The organism is Chryseolinea sp. T2 (assembly GCF_037203685.1).
Lineage (GTDB): Bacteria > Bacteroidota > Bacteroidia > Cytophagales > Cyclobacteriaceae > Chryseolinea.
In genome coordinates this window covers 215,967-235,583 of the sequence record NZ_JBBCAU010000006.1, presented here as the reverse complement: position 1 = coordinate 235,583, position 19,617 = coordinate 215,967, and the positions used below count along the sequence as shown (strand labels likewise).

Sequence of the window (19,617 nt, the reverse complement as noted above, 5' to 3'; positions counted from 1 at the left end):
AAATAGCCACTTCCAAATGTGCTAAGATTTTGCTTAGCTTTGCGCCGTGTTTTTCAATAGTGCAGATAAGTCGAAGGTGGTGCGCGCGGGGTTGCTGAAGAGTGGCCTTTGTCTGTTGCTCATCATATTCTCCCTTGGCCAGAGCATGGCAGCGCACGACTGCACTGTGAAGGCAATCAAGAAGGTAAATGGCAAGGAGACCACTGTTTTTACCATTAAAAGCAGTGTATTGCCCACATCTTCACGTCTTGAAGTGATAAACCAGGAACTCCCCTGGATGGAAGAGATCCTCTTCCAGTTTGTATCTGACGAGCGACCTGTACCTCGCTTTTCCTGTATTGTCAGACGTTTCTACGTCGACTTGTTTCGGGTTATCCGACCCTCGAACGCCCCCTGACAAAGATCTGAGCTGCTCTAAAGTTTGCATCGCAGGCCTGGCTTGAGACAGATTTTCTCGTCATCCTTTCACGATAAGCAAACGCGCAGCAGCAACCGCCCCTTTCAATGCAAATTCGTCTGCATTGATTCCATTTTAATTTACAACCACCTATAACAACAATTTAAGGGTTTTCCCATCATGCAAAACAAGGGTTTCGTTATCGCACTCACGGTTATTCTTAGCCTTCTGTGCATTTATTTTCTCTCCTTTACGGTAGTATCGAGGAGAGTAGAAAGTGACGCTGTCACATTCGCAACTAATGCGGAAGGCATCGTCGATCTGAGTAAAAAGCAAGGATATCTTGATTCGCTTCGCGATAAGCCGGTGTACAACCTGCTCGGGGCTGAGTACACATACAAGCAGGTAAAGGACAATGAGCTTAATCTTGGCCTCGACTTGCAGGGTGGTATGCACGTAACGCTGGAGGTTTCACCAGCAGATATCATACGTGGTCTGGCAGGCAATCCATCGGATTCCGCATTCCAAAAGGCCATGAGAACTGCGCGTCAGGCAGCAAGGACGACAAATCGTCCTTTCAGCCAATTGTTCTTCGATGCGTATCAGAAGCAAAATCCGGATCGCAGTCTTGCATCGATCTTTACGCATGCCACAACTCGTGGAAAGATCACCAACAGCTCAAACAATCAGGAAGTTACAAAGATTGTTAATGAAGAAATCGATAAGGCCATCGACCGTTCATACACGATCCTCCAAAATCGTCTTGACAAGTTCGGTACGTCATCAGCAAACATCCAGCAATTACCCGGTACAGGCCGTATCCAGGTAGAGATCCCAGGTATTGATAATCCGGAACGCGTACGCAAACTCCTTCAGGGTGTTGCTCACCTCGAATTCTGGGACGTTACAGAGCCTCAGATTCTCAATACGCAGCTGATGGCCATTAACCAGCTATTGGTTAAAGAACAATTGGCTCAGCCTAAGGTGAAAGGCGAAACAGCACCTAAGAAGGATGCAGATTTGAAGTCACTCCTGAGCGACAGCACCGCTGCAAACACACAGGCCGACACAACAAAGACAACAGGAGGACTTGACTCGCTTCAGAACAATACGGTATCTCCTCTTTTCTCTCTCAGCAATCCTCCAGGTGCGTTCCGATATTCTTTAAGCGACACAGCTCGCATAAACAAAATATTCAAGCGCGAAGATGTACGCGGCATAATGCGCAATGTTCGTGTGTTCTGGGCCTACAAGTCAGACGTAGATCAGGTGAACAATTCTGCGTTGCAACTCTACTTTATCGACATGGGTCGTTCAGGCACCGCTAAACTTTCTGGTGATGTAATCAATGAAGCACGTCTTTCAAACGACGAGTATGCGCGCCCTGCGGTTAGCATGACGATGAACGTTACAGGTTCGCGTATTTGGGCAAAGATGACTCGCGACGCCAGCAGCAAGTCACCAGGCGGACGAATTGCCATCGTACTTGATAACTCAGTTTATTCTGCGCCTCACGTAAATGGTGAAATTCCAAATGGTAACTCGCAGATCTCTGGTAGCTTCACAATTGAAGAAGCAAAGGACCTTGCGAACATTCTGCAGGCTGGCTCATTACCTGCTCCTTGTACAATCGTAGAAGAGGCGATTATCGGCCCCACACTTGGACAGACAGCTCAGCAGGCCGGCATCGTTTCGTCCGTAGCCGGGTTGATATTGATCGTGTTGTTCATGGTTGTGTATTATTCACGCGGTGGATGGGTGGCTAACTTCGCCCTTCTCTTCAACATGTTCTTTATCCTGGGTATTCTTGCGCAGCCTTCATTTGGTACTGCCTTAACTCTGCCCGGTATTGCAGGTATCGTTCTTACCATGGGTATGGCCGTAGATGCGAACGTGCTTATCTATGAACGTGTGAAAGAAGAGATAGGGAAAGGTCGTTCAAACAAAGAGGCTGTACAGATCGGTTTCAAGCGGGCATTTGCTTCAATCTTTGACTCGAACCTGACTACACTGATCACGGGTATCTTCCTTCTGATATTTGGTCAGGGACCTATCAAAGGCTTCGCTGTAACGCTGATCATCGGTATTGTCACATCGTTCTTCACTGCTATCTATATCTCTCGTATTGTGATTGAATGGATGATGTCGCGTGCAAAAGGACCTGTCTCATTCGAGTCTGCAATTTCACGCGCAGTGAAACGTCGTAAATACTTCGACTTCCTTAAAACAGCTCCGATGGTTTCGAAGATTTCGTGGTCAGTTGTAGCAATCGGCTTCCTGCTCATTTTTGTGAAGCCGTTGAACATGGGCGTGGACTTCAAAGGTGGTCGCTCGTTCGTGGTAACTTTTGACAAGCCTATAGTAGCAACAGACATGAAGGTGTCGTTGAGCGAAAGCTTTGAAGGATCCAGCACTGAGGTGAAGAACTACGGTGGTAACAATGTGATGAAGGTGACTACCGCCTACCACATTGAAGACAACTCCGAGGAAGCTGACAAAATGGTGCGCGATGCGCTCATCGCAGGCGTTGAGAAGTTCAGCGGTGCTAAATTCGTTGACCGCGAAGGAGGCCAGGATGCCAACCATTTCACAATCTCAGGTACTTCAAAAGTAGGTGCGACTGTTGCAGACGATATTAAGAAGTCGGCGTGGAAAGCCAGCCTATTCTCCCTCATCGGTATCTTCATTTACATTTTGCTGCGCTTTAACAAGTGGCAGTATAGCTGGGGTGCGATCCTGGCCACCATCCACGACTCAATGTTTGTGTTTGCTGCATTCTCTATTGCAAACGTATTGGGTATTAGTTTCGAGATCGATCAGATCTTCGTAGCCTCTATCCTTACCGTTATTGGTTACTCAATCAACGATACGGTAATCATCTTCGACCGGATACGTGAGAACATGTCGTTGGGCTATACGACAGATAAGAAGCGCATTGTAAACGACGCGCTGAATGACACCCTTTCCAGAACGATTATCACTTCCGGAACAACGATCATTGCCGTGCTCGTGCTTTTGCTGTTTGGTGGTGAAGTTCTGCGGGGTTTCTCCTTTGCACTCTTTATCGGTGTTGTAGTTGGTACTTATTCGTCTATATTTATAGCAGGCCCAACTGTGCTTCGTTTCGACAATGAAAAGAAGCCGGAAAAAGTGCCTGCAAAAAAGGCGTCCGTAGCTTAATATAACTGCCTGAACCCGGCGTGAACAAACTCTGAACCTTGATGGGGAGCAGAGTTTGCTCACCTCGGGAGGCACAGGCTGTGTTCAAACTCTTTTGCAAACCCCACTAAGAAACTAAACCGGAGGTGTGCCGCATCTCCAACCGAGAACCTAACCTGAACATGGCAAATATCTGGATCAAGAAATCTATACCGTCGCTGGTAGCAGCTGAGGGTACGCATGGCAACAATCTTCGGCGCACACTGGGCCGATTCAATCTGATCATGTTGGGTATTGGTGGTATTGTCGGTGCCGGTATTTTCGTACTCACCGGACAGGCCGCCGCCACGTATGCCGGCCCTGCCATCGTTCTGTCATTTGTCTTTGCCGGCATTGCATGTGCGTTTGCCGCGCTTTGTTATTCTGAATTTGCATCAATGATTCCCATTGCCGGCAGCGCTTATACTTATGCGTATGCGACTCTGGGCGAATTCATTGCCTGGATCATTGGCTGGGATTTGATTCTCGAGTATTTGTTTGGAGGCGCAACGGTATCGGTAGGGTGGTCGAGCTATATGGTAAGCCTGCTCGCCAGTTTTAACATCACAGTACCTCCCGAGTTATGCAATGCACCATTTGCCTTTGATGCAACAACGCATCAATGGATGGGTACTGGAAGCATAATCAATCTGCCAGCGATGTTCATTGTTGCTTTCATTAGTTTAGTGCTCGCAATAGGAATCAAGGAGTCGGCTAGTTTTAACAACGTTATCGTGATCGTTAAAATAGTTGTAATCCTTCTCTTCATCGGTCTCGGGATATTCTTCATTTCAGCAGATCACTACGATCCGTTCATACCTCCGAATACTGGTGAATTCGGTCACTTTGGCTGGAGCGGTATTTTCAGGGCATCCGGAATTGTATTCTATGCTTACATCGGTTTCGATGCCGTGTCGACAGTAACCCAGGAGGTACGCAATCCTCAAAAAGATATGCCATGGGGAATTATTGGTTCCCTGATTGTGTGTACAGTCCTCTACGTTGCTGTCGGATTTGTGATGACTGGCATGGTTAAGTATGATCTGTTGAACACTGCGGCTCCTATTGCCGTAGCAGTAGATGCCGCGGGTGACACTATGCGCTGGTTGGCTGTTCCAATAAAGGTTGGCGCCATTGCAGGCCTTAGCTCAGTGATACTTGTTCAGTTCCTGGGGCAGACGCGTATCTTCTATTCAATGGCGAGTGATGGCTTGCTGCCAAAAGGATTCGCCAGCGTCCATCCAAAATTCCAGACGCCGTTTGTGACGACACTGATCACAGGATTCTTTGCTATGCTCGTTGGGGGTCTTTTCCCAATCCAGTTGTTAGGTGAATTGGTGTCCATAGGTACTCTGCTGGCCTTTGTAATCGTCTGTGCGGGGGTGCTGGTACTGCGTTATAGAAATCCTGAAATCCATCGTCCTTTCAAAACACCATTGTTTCCTTATGTGCCAATTCTGGGTATTGCAAGCTCGCTGGGTGTTATGGCCACTTTGCCAGGCGATACCTGGTTGCGGCTTATCGTATGGATGGGTATAGGCATAGTCATTTATTTCGCCTACGGCCGAAGAAAAAGCAAGCTGAATTCGTTGCCGAACACGTTGTAGTGTGTGCCGGTATCGATATATTCGCGGATAATCAAACCTTAAACTAATTAAGAAGTATGTCAAACGCTATGTTCGCTATGCTCATCATCGGCGTTTCCTTATTGTCGCTTGTGTTTGCGTTCGTAAGGTCGCGATGGATAGCAAAGCAGGATGCCGGGAACGAACAGATGCAGCGAATCGCCAAGTACATTGCTGAAGGCGCTCTGTCTTTTCTGAAAGCCGAGTATAAAGTGCTTTCCATCTTTGTTGTTGTAATCGCTGTGTTGCTCGCTATATCGGCCGACCCCGAAAAGTCGCACGCCGTCATCGGCCTTGCGTTTGTTATTGGGGCGGCGTTGTCGGCACTCGCAGGATTCATAGGAATGAAGGTTGCAACAAAAGCCAACGTGCGTACAACGAATGCGGCGCGCGTGAGCCTTGCAAAGACGTTTGATATCTCCTTCACCGGAGGCAGTGTCATGGGTATTTCCGTGGCGGCACTTGGCGTGTTAGGCCTCACGTTATTGTTCGTATTGTTTCAGAACTTCTTCAACGCTGACGGTACTCATATTCACAAAGTACTTGAGATCCTCACCGGCTTTTCGCTTGGTGCTGAATCAATAGCACTGTTTGCCCGTGTAGGCGGCGGTATCTTTACCAAAGCTGCCGACGTCGGCGCCGACCTGGTGGGCAAAGTTGAAGCCGGTATCCCTGAGGATGATCCTCGTAACCCTGCCGTTATTGCCGACAACGTTGGAGACAACGTAGGAGACGTGGCAGGCATGGGCGCCGACCTCTTCGGTTCGTATGTAAGTACAATCCTTGCAACGATGGTGCTAGGCGCTACCGTTTCCGTTAAAGACGAACTCGGTGGACTTTCACTCGTTATCCTGCCGATCGCACTGGCCGCTTTGGGCCTCGTCTTCTCCATCGTCGGATCCTTCTTCGTAAGAATATCTGAGAATGGTAATCCTCAGAGAGCATTGAACACCGGAAACTTCATCGCCATCGTCCTCACGATTGTAGCATCATCTTTCCTTATCAATTTCCTTTTGCCCGAGACGTTCTCCATAGGAAATTCAACTTACCCGTCATTCAACATCTTCATCGCTGTAATTATTGGACTCACGGTGGGATTTCTGATGAGTATTATCACAGAGTACTACTGCGCTATGGGTAAGAAGCCTGTTGAGTCAATCATTGCGCAATCCATGTCCGGACCTGCAACCAACGTGATCGCCGGTCTTAGTGTGGGCATGCTTTCAACTGTATTGCCTGTAATCGTGCTTGCGTTCGGTATCGTAGGTGCATATGAAGTGGCGGGTATCTATGGCGTTGCAATTGCCGCATCTGGCATGATGGCAACAACGGCCATACAACTTGCTATCGACGCATTTGGACCTATCGCCGATAACGCCGGCGGTATCGCTGAAATGGCAGCGCTTCCTAAAGAAGTTCGCGAACGTACCGATATCCTCGATTCGGTCGGCAATACAACTGCCGCCATAGGCAAAGGATTCGCCATTGCTTCTGCAGCTCTTACTTCGCTGTCGCTTTTCGCAGCATTCATGACTATCACCAACATCACCGTAATCGACATCTCTAATGCGCGTGTATTGGCTGGGTTGTTTATCGGTGGAATGATACCTTTCCTCTTCTCAGCGTTGGCGATTCAGGCCGTTGGCCGGGCCGCCAATTCAATGGTTGAAGAAGTGCGTCGCCAGTTCAAGTCAATCCCTGGTCTCCTCGAAGGAAAACCTGGAGTAGAACCCGACTATGAGAAATGTATCACCATCTCCACGAAAGCGGCAATCAATCAAATGATTTTGCCTGGCGCTATTGCCTTGCTTGCTCCCGTAATTATTGGTTTCACCGCCGGCCCTGAGGTACTCGGAGGAGCACTTGCAGGTATAACCGTATGCGGTGTGTTAATGGCTATCTTCCAGTCAAACGCTGGTGGCGCATGGGACAACGCGAAGAAGTCGTTCGAAAAAGGAGTTATTATAAATGGCGAGAAGTTCTTTAAAGGTTCAAATCCGCATAAGGCCACCGTTATTGGAGACACTGTGGGCGATCCTTTCAAGGATACGTCAGGTCCTTCTATGAACATTCTGATCAAGCTGACTTCAATTGTGTCGCTGATCATCGCAGGAATGATCTCTTAAGCTGCACGTTCATAAATACAACACTTGGAAGGGCCGGAATGGCCCTTCTTTTTTTTGCCCCATCCGGGAACATGTTCTGATCATCGTGACCTTTTACTCGTTGAATAATGCAAGCCCTTCAAACGTTTTAACTTGCAAAAAACGCTGCATTTTATACCTTGTGGTTATACTCACCACTCATGCGCAATAACAACACCCGGTTTGCTGTAGGACTTATCACGTCTCTTTTCTTCCTGTGGGGATTTGCCCTTAACCTGAATTCCATTCTTATCCCTCACCTTAAGAAGGCTTGCCAGCTGAGTGACTTCGAATCGGCACTTATTGACGCCGCATTTTACTTCGGTTACTTTGTTATCGCTATTCCTGCGGGTCGTTTCATGGAGCGTTATGGATACAAGTCTGGAATTTTGCTTGGACTACTTCTTTTTGCACTGGGAGCGTTCCTATTCTTTCCAGCCGCCGAATCGCGTACGTTCGGCTTCTTTCTTGGAGCCCTGTTCGTGATTGCCAGCGGTTGCACATTCCTTGAGACTGCCGCGAATCCGTACATCACTGTGTTAGGTGACCCCGTGGAAGCAACTCAGCGGATTAACTTTGCGCAATCGTTCAACGGTCTTGCTGCTATGCTTGCACCTCTCGTTGGCGGATGGGTGATACTATCAGGCAAGAACCTTACCGCTGCAGATGAATCAGCAATGTCCGCTGATGAACTCAATGCTTATCTTAACTTCGAAGCCTCGGCTGTAAAACTTCCTTATGTCCTGATTGGCGTGGTGGTACTGACCGTGGCTTACTTCTTCTGGAAAACAAAACTGCCAAACATTTCAGAGGAGTCATCTGCAGAATCAGCCGGTTCCATCTGGAAGGAAAAGAATTTGATTCTTGGAGTGGTAGCACAGTTTTTCTACGTTGGAGCGCAGGTTTGCGCAAGCAGCTTCTTTATTCGTTATTCATACTACGCCGCTGGTGTCGGCGAAAAAACGGCTGCAAATTATCTCGGCATTGCCCTCGGAGCATTTATGGCCGGCCGGTTCATCGGCACTTTCTTAATGACTTATGTGACAGCAGCTAGGCTACTGGCAATTTATAGCGCCATAAACATCATTCTGCTGCTGGCAGTAATTTCGCTGAAGGGTATGTTTTCCATTTATGCCCTTATCGGCGTTAATTTCTTCATGTCAATTATGTTCCCTACTATTTTCGCCCTCAGCATTCGTGGATTGGGCGCCAAAACGAAACAAGGTTCATCGCTGTTGATAATGTCGATCGTAGGAGGGGCAGTCTTTCCGGTGATCATGGGCCGGGTGTCCGACCTTTTCAACATTCAATTTTCCTACATAGTACCAGGTTTGTGCTTTTTTGTGATATTTTATTTCGCAATGAAGAACTCACACGTCAGAGGACTTGAACTTGGAAAGGCTCATTAGCGGGCTCACCACATTGATGGCCAATAACACACCGGAACGTGCGGCCGTGTTTCGTGTTTTCTGCCTCCTGACTGCCGCCATAAAAGTGTCCATTTACTGGTGTCAAATGAATGCGTACTTTGGACACATTGATTGGAAAATTTGACCTATCTTTGACGCAGTATTGAATGCTCTCATGCGGCATCGCCAAATCTGGACCTTGCTTCATCGCATTCCCGGCTCGCTTTCGTTTTCTGGATTTTTGATCCTCTTAAGGAACATCAAAACTGTATGAATAAACGCTACAAACGGTTGATATGGCCACTCGTGTGCCTCCTGATTATTTTGACATCGTCATGCTCCCAGAAACAAAACGAACCTCGCATACTGGTTTTTTCAAAGACTACAGTGTTTCGTCATGAGTCGATCGGAAAAGGTATCGAAGCATTAAAGAAGCTGGGTGACGAGCACCATTTTATTGTAGACACCACGGAAAATGCTGACCAGTTTAATGAGGAAAACCTAAGTCGCTACAACGCAGTCGTCTTCTTAAGTACGACCGGTGATGTACTGAATCAACAGCAGCAAAACGACTTCGAAAGATATATACAGGCAGGCGGTGGCTATGTGGGCATACATGCAGCGGCAGATACGGAATATGACTGGACGTGGTATGGCAAACTGGTGGGCGCTTACTTCGAAAGCCATCCCAGCAACCCCAATGTTAAGAGCGGAACTTTCTACACGGTCGACAAGAACCACATGGCCAGCGATTCACTGCCTGATCGCTTTGAAAGGACCGACGAGTTTTATAGTTATAAGAACATCAACCCTGGTATCAAGGTGCTGGTGAAAATAGATGAGAAGTCATACACTGGTGGAACCAATGGTGATGATCATCCAATGGCCTGGTATCACGACTACGAGGGTGGACGCGCATTCTATACAGCGATGGGGCACACCGACCAAACATATTCGGAGCCACTGTTTCTTCGCCATCTATGGGGCGGACTGAATTATGCGATGGGCGGGGAAAAACCAAAATCACTGGACTATAAGTTGGCGCATACACAACGTGTACCCGAGACAAATCGCTTTACGAAAGTCGTGCTCGAAGAACGACTGCAGGAACCGGTGGAGATCGCTGTACTTCCCGACTTGCGTGTATTGTTCGTGGAACGGAAAGGAAACGTGAAGATCTTTGACCCGAAAGAGGGTAAAAGCAAAGTGATCGCCACCATTCAGGTAAGCACAAAATACAAGACACAGGACGGCAATCAGCCAGAGGCGGAAGATGGACTGTTAGGGGTATCGTTGGATCCAAACTATAATCAGAATAGCTGGATTTATTTCTACTATTCTCCTGCTGGCGAAGAAGCTAAAAACGTTCTGGCCCGCTATGAGCTAAAAGGAGATGAACTGGTTGAGTCATCAAAGAAGATAATACTGGAAGTAGCTACACAACGGGAACAATGCTGCCATACCGGAGGATCAATAGCATTCGACGGCAAAGGTAATTTGTTTGTGTCTACCGGTGATAATACTAGTCCTCGTTCGACAGCTTATGCGCCAATGGATAATCGCCCCGGCAGGAGTCCATGGGATGCGCAGAAATCCTCAGCCAATACTAACGACCTTCGCGGGAAAGTCCTTCGGATCCATCCTGAGCCGGACGGCACTTATTCTGTCCCCGACGGAAATCTCTTTCCGAAAGGAACGGCAAACACCCGCCCCGAGATTTATACCATGGGTGCGCGAAATCCTTATCGCATCTCGGTAGATAAGGAAACCGGTTATCTCTATTGGGGAGATGTTGGACCAGATGCGGGTACCGACTCCGTTAGCCGCGGCCCGAGAGCTTATGACGAAATCAATCAGGCCCGGAAAGCCGGGTTTTACGGATGGCCATATTTTGTCGGCGACAATCAGGCCTACTACGAGCGGGATTTCAAGACCAATAAGTCCGGGGCGATATTTGATCCAAACAAACCTGTGAACAATTCACCCAACAATACGGGCCTTAAGGAATTGCCACCTGCACAGAAAGCTTTCATCTGGTATCCTTACGATGTATCCAAAGAATTCCCGCTTATGGGTAAAGGTGGACGTACTGCGATGGCAGGCCCTGTATATCATAAGAAAGATTTTGCAACAGCCGAGCGTGCCTTCCCTGAATATTACGATGGCAAACTTTTTATTTATGAATGGATGCGCGGATGGATCATGGCTGTGACCATGGATGCCGAAGGCAACTATGTATCAATGGAGCAGTTCATGCCAACGCACAAGTTCAGCAATCCAATGGATATGGAATTTGCACCTAATGGCGATTTGTACATGCTGGAATATGGCACAGGTTGGTTTCAGGCAAACGATGATGCCCGTCTTATTCGCATCGAGTATAACGGTGGTAATCGCAAACCTTCAATTCAAATGGCCGCAGACCGGACCAAAGGCGCTGTGCCAATGAAAGTAAATTTCACTTCGAAGGGCACGAAAGATTTTGATCGTGATGAACTCTCCTACAGCTGGGACATTCAGGATGACAAGGGTACTTCTGTAGCCACGCTGAAAGAGGCCGATCCGGCATACACATTTGAAAAGGCCGGCAACTATAAGGCTATACTCACAGTGGCCGACGCAAAAGGAGAGAAGTCAACTTCTGAAATCCAACTGGTTGCCGGAAATGAACCACCCGAACTTACCTTCGACATCAGTGAGGGTAACAAAACATTTTTCTTCCCTAATCAAACGTTCGATTACGAAGTGAAGGTAAGCGACAAGGAAGATGGTAGCCTCGAAAGCGGCGGCATCGCTGCAGACCAGGTAGCCGTAACTATTGACTACCTGAAGGAAGGATTCGATAAGATCGAAATCGCTCAGGGACACATAGGTGCTGACGAGGCAGCTCAGTTCGCAACGGGAAGGAAACTAATGGAACAGAGCGATTGCAAGGCCTGTCACATGATCGATAAGAAATCGATCGGACCGATGTACACAGACGTTGCACGGAAATACAAGAACGATCCTAAAGCCGTTGAATATCTTTCAAAGAAAGTTATCAATGGTGGTGGTGGAGTTTGGGGTGAAACCATGATGGCGGCCCATCCGCAATTGTCACAGGCAGACGCGGGCGAAATTATTCGGTATGTCCTGAGTTTAGGCGATGCGCCTGTAGTCAAGTCGTTGCCAGTGAAGGGAACGTATACTGTCAATATTCCGAAAGGTGTACCCGACCAGGGTGTTGTTATCATGCGCGCCTCTTATACCGATAGGGGGGCCAACGGAATAGCTCCTGCAACTACCGAGAAAGTAACATTGCTGAGAAGTGCATCTTTCTCTGCTGCCACTGCCACGAAAACTGAAGGCGTAACGCGATATAAGTTACCAAGTCCTCCAATTGAGCTTGTAATTGCCACGGGAGACAAATCGAACATTGGTTTTGACGCAGTTGACCTTTCCGGTATAGATCAGGCAATGATTATTGCTATGGCTCCGGTCGAACAGGTAAACTCAGCCGGAGGATTTATCGAAATACATATTGATTCACCCACTGGACCGATTATTGGACAGACCACACCAATCGTTCCAACTAAAGGTAAGCTGACACAACCACAGCCAACTATGGCCATGGCAAAATTGCAACCTACTTCCGGTATGCACGAAGTTTACTATGTTTTCAGAAATGAAAAAGCAGAAGGTGGAAGGATCCTGTTCATCGTTACCAATATAGTTTACATGAGCAGCCAGGCAGGCAAGGGAAGCGTCGCCTCGAGATAAAACGTCCGGCTTGCCGGTTAACAGCTGGCTGCCCGTTGATAATAATTTGTTCGCAGTTGGATTTTATTCTGTCGGAGCCCGGGGCTGGTGGCTCGCAAGAGCATCAGCCCTTTTTATTTGCTGGTTGACGTGATGATCTGGTCGCGAAATATTGTCTATCTTCAGCGACTCTCCGATTCGCCATCGCTATGGACGGCAATCGAACCTAACCTAACTCTGACCACCATGAGGCAATTTGCTCCATTGTTCATCGCTGTTTTGTTCTTTGCCGCCTGCCGGCCTGAAACAAAAGAGTCTTCTCCTAAGGACCAATCCGATTCTTTGTTTGTTATCCTCTCCGACGAATACATCGACGGCTACTTAAAAGCTCGTCCCCCGTACGGCAACATATCTGGGTATTCACACATACGATGGCCAGCTCAATGACCTCAGTAAGAAAGCCCTCGATGCCGAAGTTGCCCGCCTGAAGAGCTTTGATCAGAGAATGTCAGCGTTTGACACAGCTGGTCTCTCTGCCATTACAAAAATGGATTTCAATATCCTGTATAACTCTATCAGGCAGGAACTATTTAGCTTCGAAACCCTCAGGCTCTATCACACTAGCCCTATGGTCTATGCTAATCTGGATGTAAGCGGATATATCACCCGCGATTTTGCGCCGATTGAAGACAGGATGCTCTACGTTCACAATATGCAACTCGCTGCTCCTGCATTGTTTCAATGGGCGCATGAGAATCTCGATGATTCGCTTGCCCGCCCGCATATCGAAACGGCCATACAAATAGCGAAGGGTGGGGCCTCGTTCATGGAGAAGGAGCTCAAGGCTGCATTTGCAGGTGTCAAAAACGATTCGCTTCGAAAAGTTTTTGATGAAAGCAATAAGGTGGCCGTGAAAGGGCTTCGGGATTATGCCTCGTGGCTGGAAAAAGAAAAGATGCCGAAGGCACACAACCGCTTCGCTATTGGAAGAGACAACTACGTCAAAATGCTTCTATACAACGAGGGCATTACTACTTCGCCGGAGGAAATTCTCTCGAACTGTGAAAAACTTCTCAAAGCCGAACAGGAAAAGTTTGCGCAGGTGGCTAAGAAGATTGACCCTTCCAAAGGGAAGGCCATTGACGTTTTCAAAGAGTTACAAAAAGATCATTCCACTGCAGCAAACCTGATACCGGATGCACGGAAGAATGCAGAAAGCATCAGGCAATTCCTGATTGACAAAAAGATCATATCGATGCCTTCAGATGTTCGCGTTCTCATAAAGGAAACTCCGGAATTTGCCAGGGCCACAAGCACCGCTTCTATGGACACCCCCGGCCCGTTTGAGAAAGCGACGCAGGCTTATTATTACATCACTCCCGTGGATGTGAAGTGGTCGAAAAAGCAGCAGGAAGAATGGCTTTCGTTATTCAGCCGTTATGTCACCGATGTGATCACCATTCACGAAGCTTATCCCGGCCACTATACGCAATTTCTGCACCTCAATGCATCGAAGGCTACCCGCGTAGAGAAGATCTTTACGAGCTATGCGTTCGTGGAAGGGTGGGCGCACTATACAGAGCAAATGATGATTGAAGAGGGTTTTGGATCGTCGGATTCACTGACACAGGCAAAGTATCATCTTGCTCAATTGAATGAGTCTCTGCTTCGGCTATGCCGCATGTATGTCTCGCTGAAGATGCACCTTTCTAACATGACAGTAGAGGAGGGCACGAAATTCATTGAGGAAAATGCATACTACGAACATCAGGGGGCACACCATGAGGCCATGCGTGGCACTTACGATCCTGGGTATCTGTCTTACACGCTTGGCAAACAACAATTTCTGAAACTAAGAGAGGACTACAAAGCAAAAATGGGCGATCGGTTCTCATTACAGGAGTTTCACGACAAGGTACTGTCATTTGGAGGTCCGCCGGTGGAGATGGTGCGAGAGAGGATAATGAATTAAGAATTAAGAATTAAGAGTTAAGAATTCGCTATCACGACCTCCGGTCGTGCTGTGCAATCAGCTGTAAGGCTGTAGTTAATTCTTAATTCTTAGCTCTTAATTCTTAATTTTGTTCTATGCAAAAAATTCTTGTCTCTTTCCTTGTTTCTCTTTCACTCACTGGCTATGCGCAGAAGTCCGGTAACCCCGTTTTTAAAGGCTGGTATGCCGATCCTGAAGGCATCATTTATGGACAAAAGTATTGGATCTTCCCCACCTTTTCGGCGCCCTTCGATAAACAGGTGTTCTTCGATGCCTTTTCTTCACCTGACCTTGTGCACTGGACCAAACATTCCCGTATACTCGATACAACGGCAGTAAAATGGGCAAGGCGTGCGATGTGGGCCCCGTCTGTGATCCAGAAGGGCAACCAATATTTCTTCTTCTTCGGCGCCAACGACATTCAAAGCGATAAGGAGAAAGGCGGTATCGGGGTCGCGGTTGCCTCAAAGCCGGAAGGTCCGTATCGTGACTACCTGGGCAAACCCCTTGTCGACAAGTTTCACAACGGCGCCCAGCCGATCGACCAGTTTGTATTTCACGACAAAGACGGAAAGTATTATCTTATCTACGGAGGATGGCGGCATTGTAACATTGCGCAGTTGAAAGATGACTTTACCGGGTTTGTGCCTCACGCCGATGGCACAACCTTTAAGGAAATCACACCTGAGGGCTATGTGGAGGGACCGTTTATGTTTATCCGCGATAATAAGTATTACTTCATGTGGTCAGAAGGAGGATGGACCGGTCCGGATTATTGCGTTGCTTATGCCATTGCCGACTCTCCGTTTGGGCCGTTCAAGCGTATCGGGAAGATTCTCCAGCAGAATGCTACTATCGCGAACGGGGCAGGACATCATTCAGTGATAAAGTCGGGCAATGACTGGTATATTGTATACCATCGCAGACCTCTAACTGAAACCGACGGTAATTCGAGGGAAACGTGCATCGAGCGCATGTATTTCGATGAACAGGGACTGATCAAGCCTGTAGTGATCACAACTGAAGGAGTGGAAGCAAAGAAGATCGGAAAGTGAACTTGCTGGTCCGCCGTAACACAATCTATTGATCTTGATAATTGTTTAAGTTTATATTCTTACGCCAGTTAACTATGAAGAATTTACTGCTAGCCATAATGGTTGTTGCTGCGACAGCAGCATTGGGACAACAGTTCGGAAAGACCTTAAAAGAAACTCCGGGCATGGTATCATACACTTATCGAAAGAGTTTTCAAAAGGACGTAGCACTCACTCTGGATACGATCAAACGCCTCGGCATAACGAACATTGAATTTTCAAATCTGTTCGGAAGAACAGCGGAAGACATCAAAAAGATGCTCGACGAAAGAGGCATGAAGTGCACTTCGTTTGGCGTTAGTTATCCTGACCTGGTTGAAAAGACCAATGACGTGGCACGCAACGCTAAAGCGCTGGGAGCCACGTTTGTTCGCGTAGCCTGGATTCCGCACGAGGGTCCTTTTACAATTGACATAGCCAAAAAGGCGGTAAGTGATTTCAATACAGCCGGAATGCTTTTGAAAGAACAATACGGAATTGAATTCTGTTATCACAATCATGGCTACGAGTTTCAAGCCTATGAACAGGGCACGTACTACGATTATATTGTTACTCACACCGATCCTGAGTTTGTAAGTTTCGAGCTCGACATATTGTGGGCGTTTCATCCGGGAGCAGATCCAGCAGCATTATTGAAGAAGTATGGCCCGCGATTCAAACTGATGCACGTCAAGGATTTGAGAAAAGGAGTGAAGGGTGACTTCTCTGGTTCAACTTCACAGGAAAATGATGTAGCAGTTGGCACGGGACAGTTAAACATTCCCGAAATCATGAAGGCAGCAAAGCGCTCGGCCATTGTTAACTACTACATCGAAGATGAAAGCAGTTCAGTGAACGTGCAGGTGCCAAAAACGCTTGCCTACCTGAAGAAGTTGTGACTTCTATTTAATTCTTCCGCCTTAAATTTTCAGCACCCTGGCTGGTGGCTGCCTGTAGTTGGCCGGGCCGCCATGTGGAATAATATTCTTTGCTCCAATTTGGATAAGCGTAAAGGACACACGTGTCTTTTCGTGCTGACATTCTCCTATAGAAGGACTATAGTAGCACTATAGTTGGCCTATACTTTTAGACGACTCCTTCTATACTTTTCCATACCCTTCCTATATTTTTTCTATACCCGTCCTATACTTTCCCATACTTTGCCGATCCGTGTTTTCAACGCCTGGCCGTTTCTTTCTATACTACTGATTGTTCGTTTCGCAACTTTATAACTTGTTTCGATCCTCATTTATTCGTTTCCCACGTTCGTAAGCAAACTGCTTTATCGGATCCTGCGGCACTGAATCCAATCAAGTAGGGAAAGCATCTGCAGGCATCTTAGGCCTCCTTACGGCAAGTCTAAGAGCCGTTCAATTTCGCCTGTTGCGCGTGCCGGAACGAAAGAGTAAATCATAAGCAATCCGCGCCTTTGCAAAGCCGGGAATATTTGCCGACCTTCAGAAAACGATTTCTGAAATTTTAACAAATAATTGCTGCAATGAAGCCGAATCAGACTGTAAACCCGCTTGAAAGCCTTGATGAATGGGAAGACGACCTCCTTCGACGTTATCCGGATCCTGAGTCGATCGCGCAGGATAAAACCGTCGAGGAGTATCGCAACTACGACGACCCAAAGCGGGAGACGGTAAAGGAATTCTATCGCCTCAACCACACATTTCAAACCTATGATTTCGTGATGGCCAAGAGGGCGGAATTTCTCAGCTTCAACAAGAAGGAGATGAACATCTGGGGAGCCTTCGACTTCCTGAATCAACTTGTAGATGACTCCGACCCCGATACAGACCTCGACCAGATGCAGCACCTCCTGCAAACCTCAGAGGCTATACGCCGCGATGGACATCCCGATTGGATGGTGCTCGTTGGGCTTATGCACGACATGGGTAAAGTATTGTGCCTCTTCGGTGAACCTCAGTGGGCTGTAGTAGGAGATACGTTCCCGGTTGGATGCGCACATTCAGATAAAATTGTTTACCCTGAATTCTTCTCATCAAATCCCGACAGCACAAACCAGCAATTTAATTCTAAGTACGGAGTGTATGAACCGAACTGTGGATTGAAAAACGTAACGATGTCGTGGGGACACGATGAATATGTGTACCAGATGATGAAGGATTATATACCTGAGCCCGGCCTGTATATGCTCCGTTATCACTCGTTCTATGCACAGCATCGCGAGCATGCCTATGACCACCTTCTCGATAAGCACGATCAGGAGATGTTCAAGTGGGTAAATCTGTTTAATCCCTATGACCTGTATTCCAAGAATCCTACACCTCCGGACTGGAAACAACTGAAGCCTTATTACGAAGACCTGGTTGCTAAATACCTGCCTTCGACATTGAAGTTCTAAAAGGCGTCCGTTGGGATGAACGCACTCAGCCAGGCTGACTACATTGTTTTTTTGATATACTTCGCCATCGTCGCGACGTATGGTTATTATGTCTATCACCAGAAGCGAAAAGTAACTTCCGGTGATACGAAAGACTTTTTTCTGGCGGAAGGTTCTCTCACCTGGTGGGCTATTGGTGCATCTCTGATTGCATCCAACATTTCAGCTGAACATTTTATTGGCATGTCAGGCTCGGGGTTCGCCCTGGGCCTTGCTATATCCACTTACGAATGGATGGCCGCTGCGACACTGATCATCGTCGCCGTCTTCTTCGTACCTATTTACCTGAAGAATAAGATCTATACCATGCCGCAGTTTCTTGCACAGCGGTATGGTGAGACCGTGAGCGCAGTCATGGCCATCTTCTGGCTGCTCGTTTATGTTTTTGTAAACCTGACCTCGATCCTGTACCTCGGCGCACTGGCGATCAATTCAATAACTGGCATTGACTTCATCATTTGCATAGCAGGTCTCATCGTCTTTGCAGTTTTTGTCACGCTCGGAGGGATGAAGGTAATTGGCTATACCGATGTGATTCAGGTTGTCGTACTCATCATCGGAGGGCTGGTCACTACATATCTGGCCTTAACGCTGCTTTCTGAAAAATCGGGCCAGGAGGGAAGTATGCTTAGCGGCCTGTCACTACTCAAGGAAAGAGCTGATTCCCACTTTCACATGATCTTCAAACAGGGACATCCATACTACCAGGAGCTGCCGGGTCTTAGCGTGTTAATCGGAGGCATGTGGATCAACAATCTCAATTATTGGGGATGTAACCAGTACATTATTCAACGGGCCCTGGGTGCGGACCTCAAAACTGCTCAACATGGGATTCTCTTTGCCGCATTCATTAAGTTGCTTATACCCGTCATCGCAGTATTGCCAGGCATTGCCATGTACGTTCTGTATCAGGATGGACTTTTCCAAACTGAAATGGTCGACGCAGCGGGCAAACTCAAACCGGACCATGCCTATCCAACCCTGATGAACCTGCTACCCACAGGTTTGAAAGGTGTTGCCTTTGCTGCGCTTACCGCTGCCGTTGTAGCTTCACTCGCCGGCAAGGCCAACAGTATTTCAACAATCTTTTCACTCGACATCTACAAAAAGTATTTTGATACGGAAGCCAGCGAGCGAAAGCTCGTCCGTATAGGCCGATGGACAGTGCTCGTGTCGCTCGTCATTGGCGGACTGGTAGCCCCATCGTTAAAGGCACTCGACCAGGCATACCAGTTCATTCAGGAATATGTAGGATTTATTTCGCCCGGCGTACTAGCCATTTTCATGCTGGGCCTGTTCTGGCGCAGAACCACATCTGCCGCTGCATTGGCGGGAACACTGCTCACGATTCCGCTATCAACGATACTTAAATTTCTACCAGTGTGGACGAACGGAGCATTTCCTGATTATCCGTTTCTCGATAGGATGACAATCACGTTCGTTTTTATTGTTGTCGTAATGATTGTGATGAGCCTTTCAACCAAAGCCGAAGAACTTCAGAAACCTAAAATTGACGTTAGCCTTCAGTACTTCAAACTATCACCGGCGTTTCTGGCAGGCTCCGTCCTGATCATCGGAATTCTTGCCGGCCTGTATACCATTTTCTGGTAAACACGAAGAGCTAATCAAT

At 47.6% G+C, this 19,617-nt stretch carries 12 protein-coding genes; all 12 read left to right on the top strand.

Going from position 1 to position 19,617, the window contains the following annotated elements; all coding sequences use genetic code 11:
- The first annotated feature begins 46 nt into the window (after positions 1-46).
- The 12 genes from WBG78_RS19880 (at position 47) to WBG78_RS19825 (ending at position 19,598) form a co-directional block, all read left to right on the top strand.
- On the top strand, positions 47-397 hold the full coding sequence (locus WBG78_RS19880) for a hypothetical protein (protein WP_337328227.1): 351 nt from the start codon (positions 47-49) through the stop codon (positions 395-397).
- 180 nt (positions 398-577) lie between these two features.
- Positions 578-3,577 (top strand): protein translocase subunit SecDF, encoded by a 3,000-nt coding sequence (secDF, locus tag WBG78_RS19875; RefSeq protein WP_337328226.1) that lies wholly within the window; start codon positions 578-580, stop codon positions 3,575-3,577.
- Between the two features lie 161 nt (positions 3,578-3,738).
- Positions 3,739-5,202, top strand: a complete 1,464-nt coding sequence (locus tag WBG78_RS19870) for an amino acid permease (RefSeq protein WP_337328225.1) — start codon at positions 3,739-3,741, stop codon at positions 5,200-5,202.
- A 56-nt stretch (positions 5,203-5,258) separates the two neighbouring features.
- Complete coding sequence (locus WBG78_RS19865; protein ID WP_337328224.1) at positions 5,259-7,346, top strand: sodium-translocating pyrophosphatase; 2,088 nt, start codon at positions 5,259-5,261, stop codon at positions 7,344-7,346.
- A 179-nt stretch (positions 7,347-7,525) separates the two neighbouring features.
- Positions 7,526-8,773: an L-fucose:H+ symporter permease gene (gene fucP / locus WBG78_RS19860; protein WP_337328223.1), complete on the top strand. Its 1,248-nt coding sequence runs from the start codon at positions 7,526-7,528 to the stop codon at positions 8,771-8,773.
- A 270-nt stretch (positions 8,774-9,043) separates the two neighbouring features.
- Positions 9,044-12,532: a ThuA domain-containing protein gene (locus tag WBG78_RS19855; protein ID WP_337328222.1), complete on the top strand. Its 3,489-nt coding sequence runs from the start codon at positions 9,044-9,046 to the stop codon at positions 12,530-12,532.
- Positions 12,533-12,619: 87 nt separating this feature from the next.
- Positions 12,620-12,958, top strand: a complete 339-nt coding sequence (locus WBG78_RS19850; protein ID WP_337328221.1) for a hypothetical protein — start codon at positions 12,620-12,622, stop codon at positions 12,956-12,958.
- On the top strand, positions 12,924-14,483 hold the full coding sequence (locus WBG78_RS19845; protein WP_337328475.1) for a DUF885 domain-containing protein: 1,560 nt from the start codon (positions 12,924-12,926) through the stop codon (positions 14,481-14,483). Before WBG78_RS19850 ends, WBG78_RS19845 begins: the two co-directional genes overlap by 35 nt.
- Positions 14,484-14,599: 116 nt before the next feature.
- Positions 14,600-15,559, top strand: a complete 960-nt coding sequence (locus WBG78_RS19840) for a glycoside hydrolase family 43 protein (protein ID WP_337328220.1) — start codon at positions 14,600-14,602, stop codon at positions 15,557-15,559.
- Positions 15,560-15,633: 74 nt separating this feature from the next.
- Complete coding sequence (locus WBG78_RS19835; protein ID WP_337328219.1) at positions 15,634-16,476, top strand: sugar phosphate isomerase/epimerase family protein; 843 nt, start codon at positions 15,634-15,636, stop codon at positions 16,474-16,476.
- Between the two features lie 599 nt (positions 16,477-17,075).
- The gene (locus tag WBG78_RS19830) at positions 17,076-17,948 is read left to right on the top strand and encodes an inositol oxygenase family protein (RefSeq protein ID WP_337328218.1); all 873 of its coding nucleotides are present in this window, start codon (positions 17,076-17,078) and stop codon (positions 17,946-17,948) included.
- 15 nt (positions 17,949-17,963) lie between these two features.
- Positions 17,964-19,598, top strand: coding sequence for a sodium/sugar symporter (locus WBG78_RS19825; protein ID WP_337328217.1), 1,635 nt, complete (start codon positions 17,964-17,966; stop codon positions 19,596-19,598).
- The last annotated feature ends 19 nt before the right edge of the window (positions 19,599-19,617 follow it).

What these genes read in the sequence shown, in the direction of transcription:
- secDF (WP_337328226.1), top strand. Translation starts at nt 578, where the DNA reads ATGCAAAACAAGGGTTTCGTTATCGCACTCACGGTTATTCTTAGCCTT.
- WBG78_RS19870 (WP_337328225.1), top strand. Translation starts at nt 3,739, where the DNA reads ATGGCAAATATCTGGATCAAGAAATCTATACCGTCGCTGGTAGCAGCT.
- WBG78_RS19865 (WP_337328224.1), top strand. Translation starts at nt 5,259, where the DNA reads ATGTCAAACGCTATGTTCGCTATGCTCATCATCGGCGTTTCCTTATTG.
- fucP (WP_337328223.1), top strand. Translation starts at nt 7,526, where the DNA reads ATGCGCAATAACAACACCCGGTTTGCTGTAGGACTTATCACGTCTCTT.
- WBG78_RS19855 (WP_337328222.1), top strand. Translation starts at nt 9,044, where the DNA reads ATGAATAAACGCTACAAACGGTTGATATGGCCACTCGTGTGCCTCCTG.
- WBG78_RS19840 (WP_337328220.1), top strand. Translation starts at nt 14,600, where the DNA reads ATGCAAAAAATTCTTGTCTCTTTCCTTGTTTCTCTTTCACTCACTGGC.
- WBG78_RS19835 (WP_337328219.1), top strand. Translation starts at nt 15,634, where the DNA reads ATGAAGAATTTACTGCTAGCCATAATGGTTGTTGCTGCGACAGCAGCA.
- WBG78_RS19830 (WP_337328218.1), top strand. Translation starts at nt 17,076, where the DNA reads ATGAAGCCGAATCAGACTGTAAACCCGCTTGAAAGCCTTGATGAATGG.
- WBG78_RS19825 (WP_337328217.1), top strand. Translation starts at nt 17,964, where the DNA reads ATGAACGCACTCAGCCAGGCTGACTACATTGTTTTTTTGATATACTTC.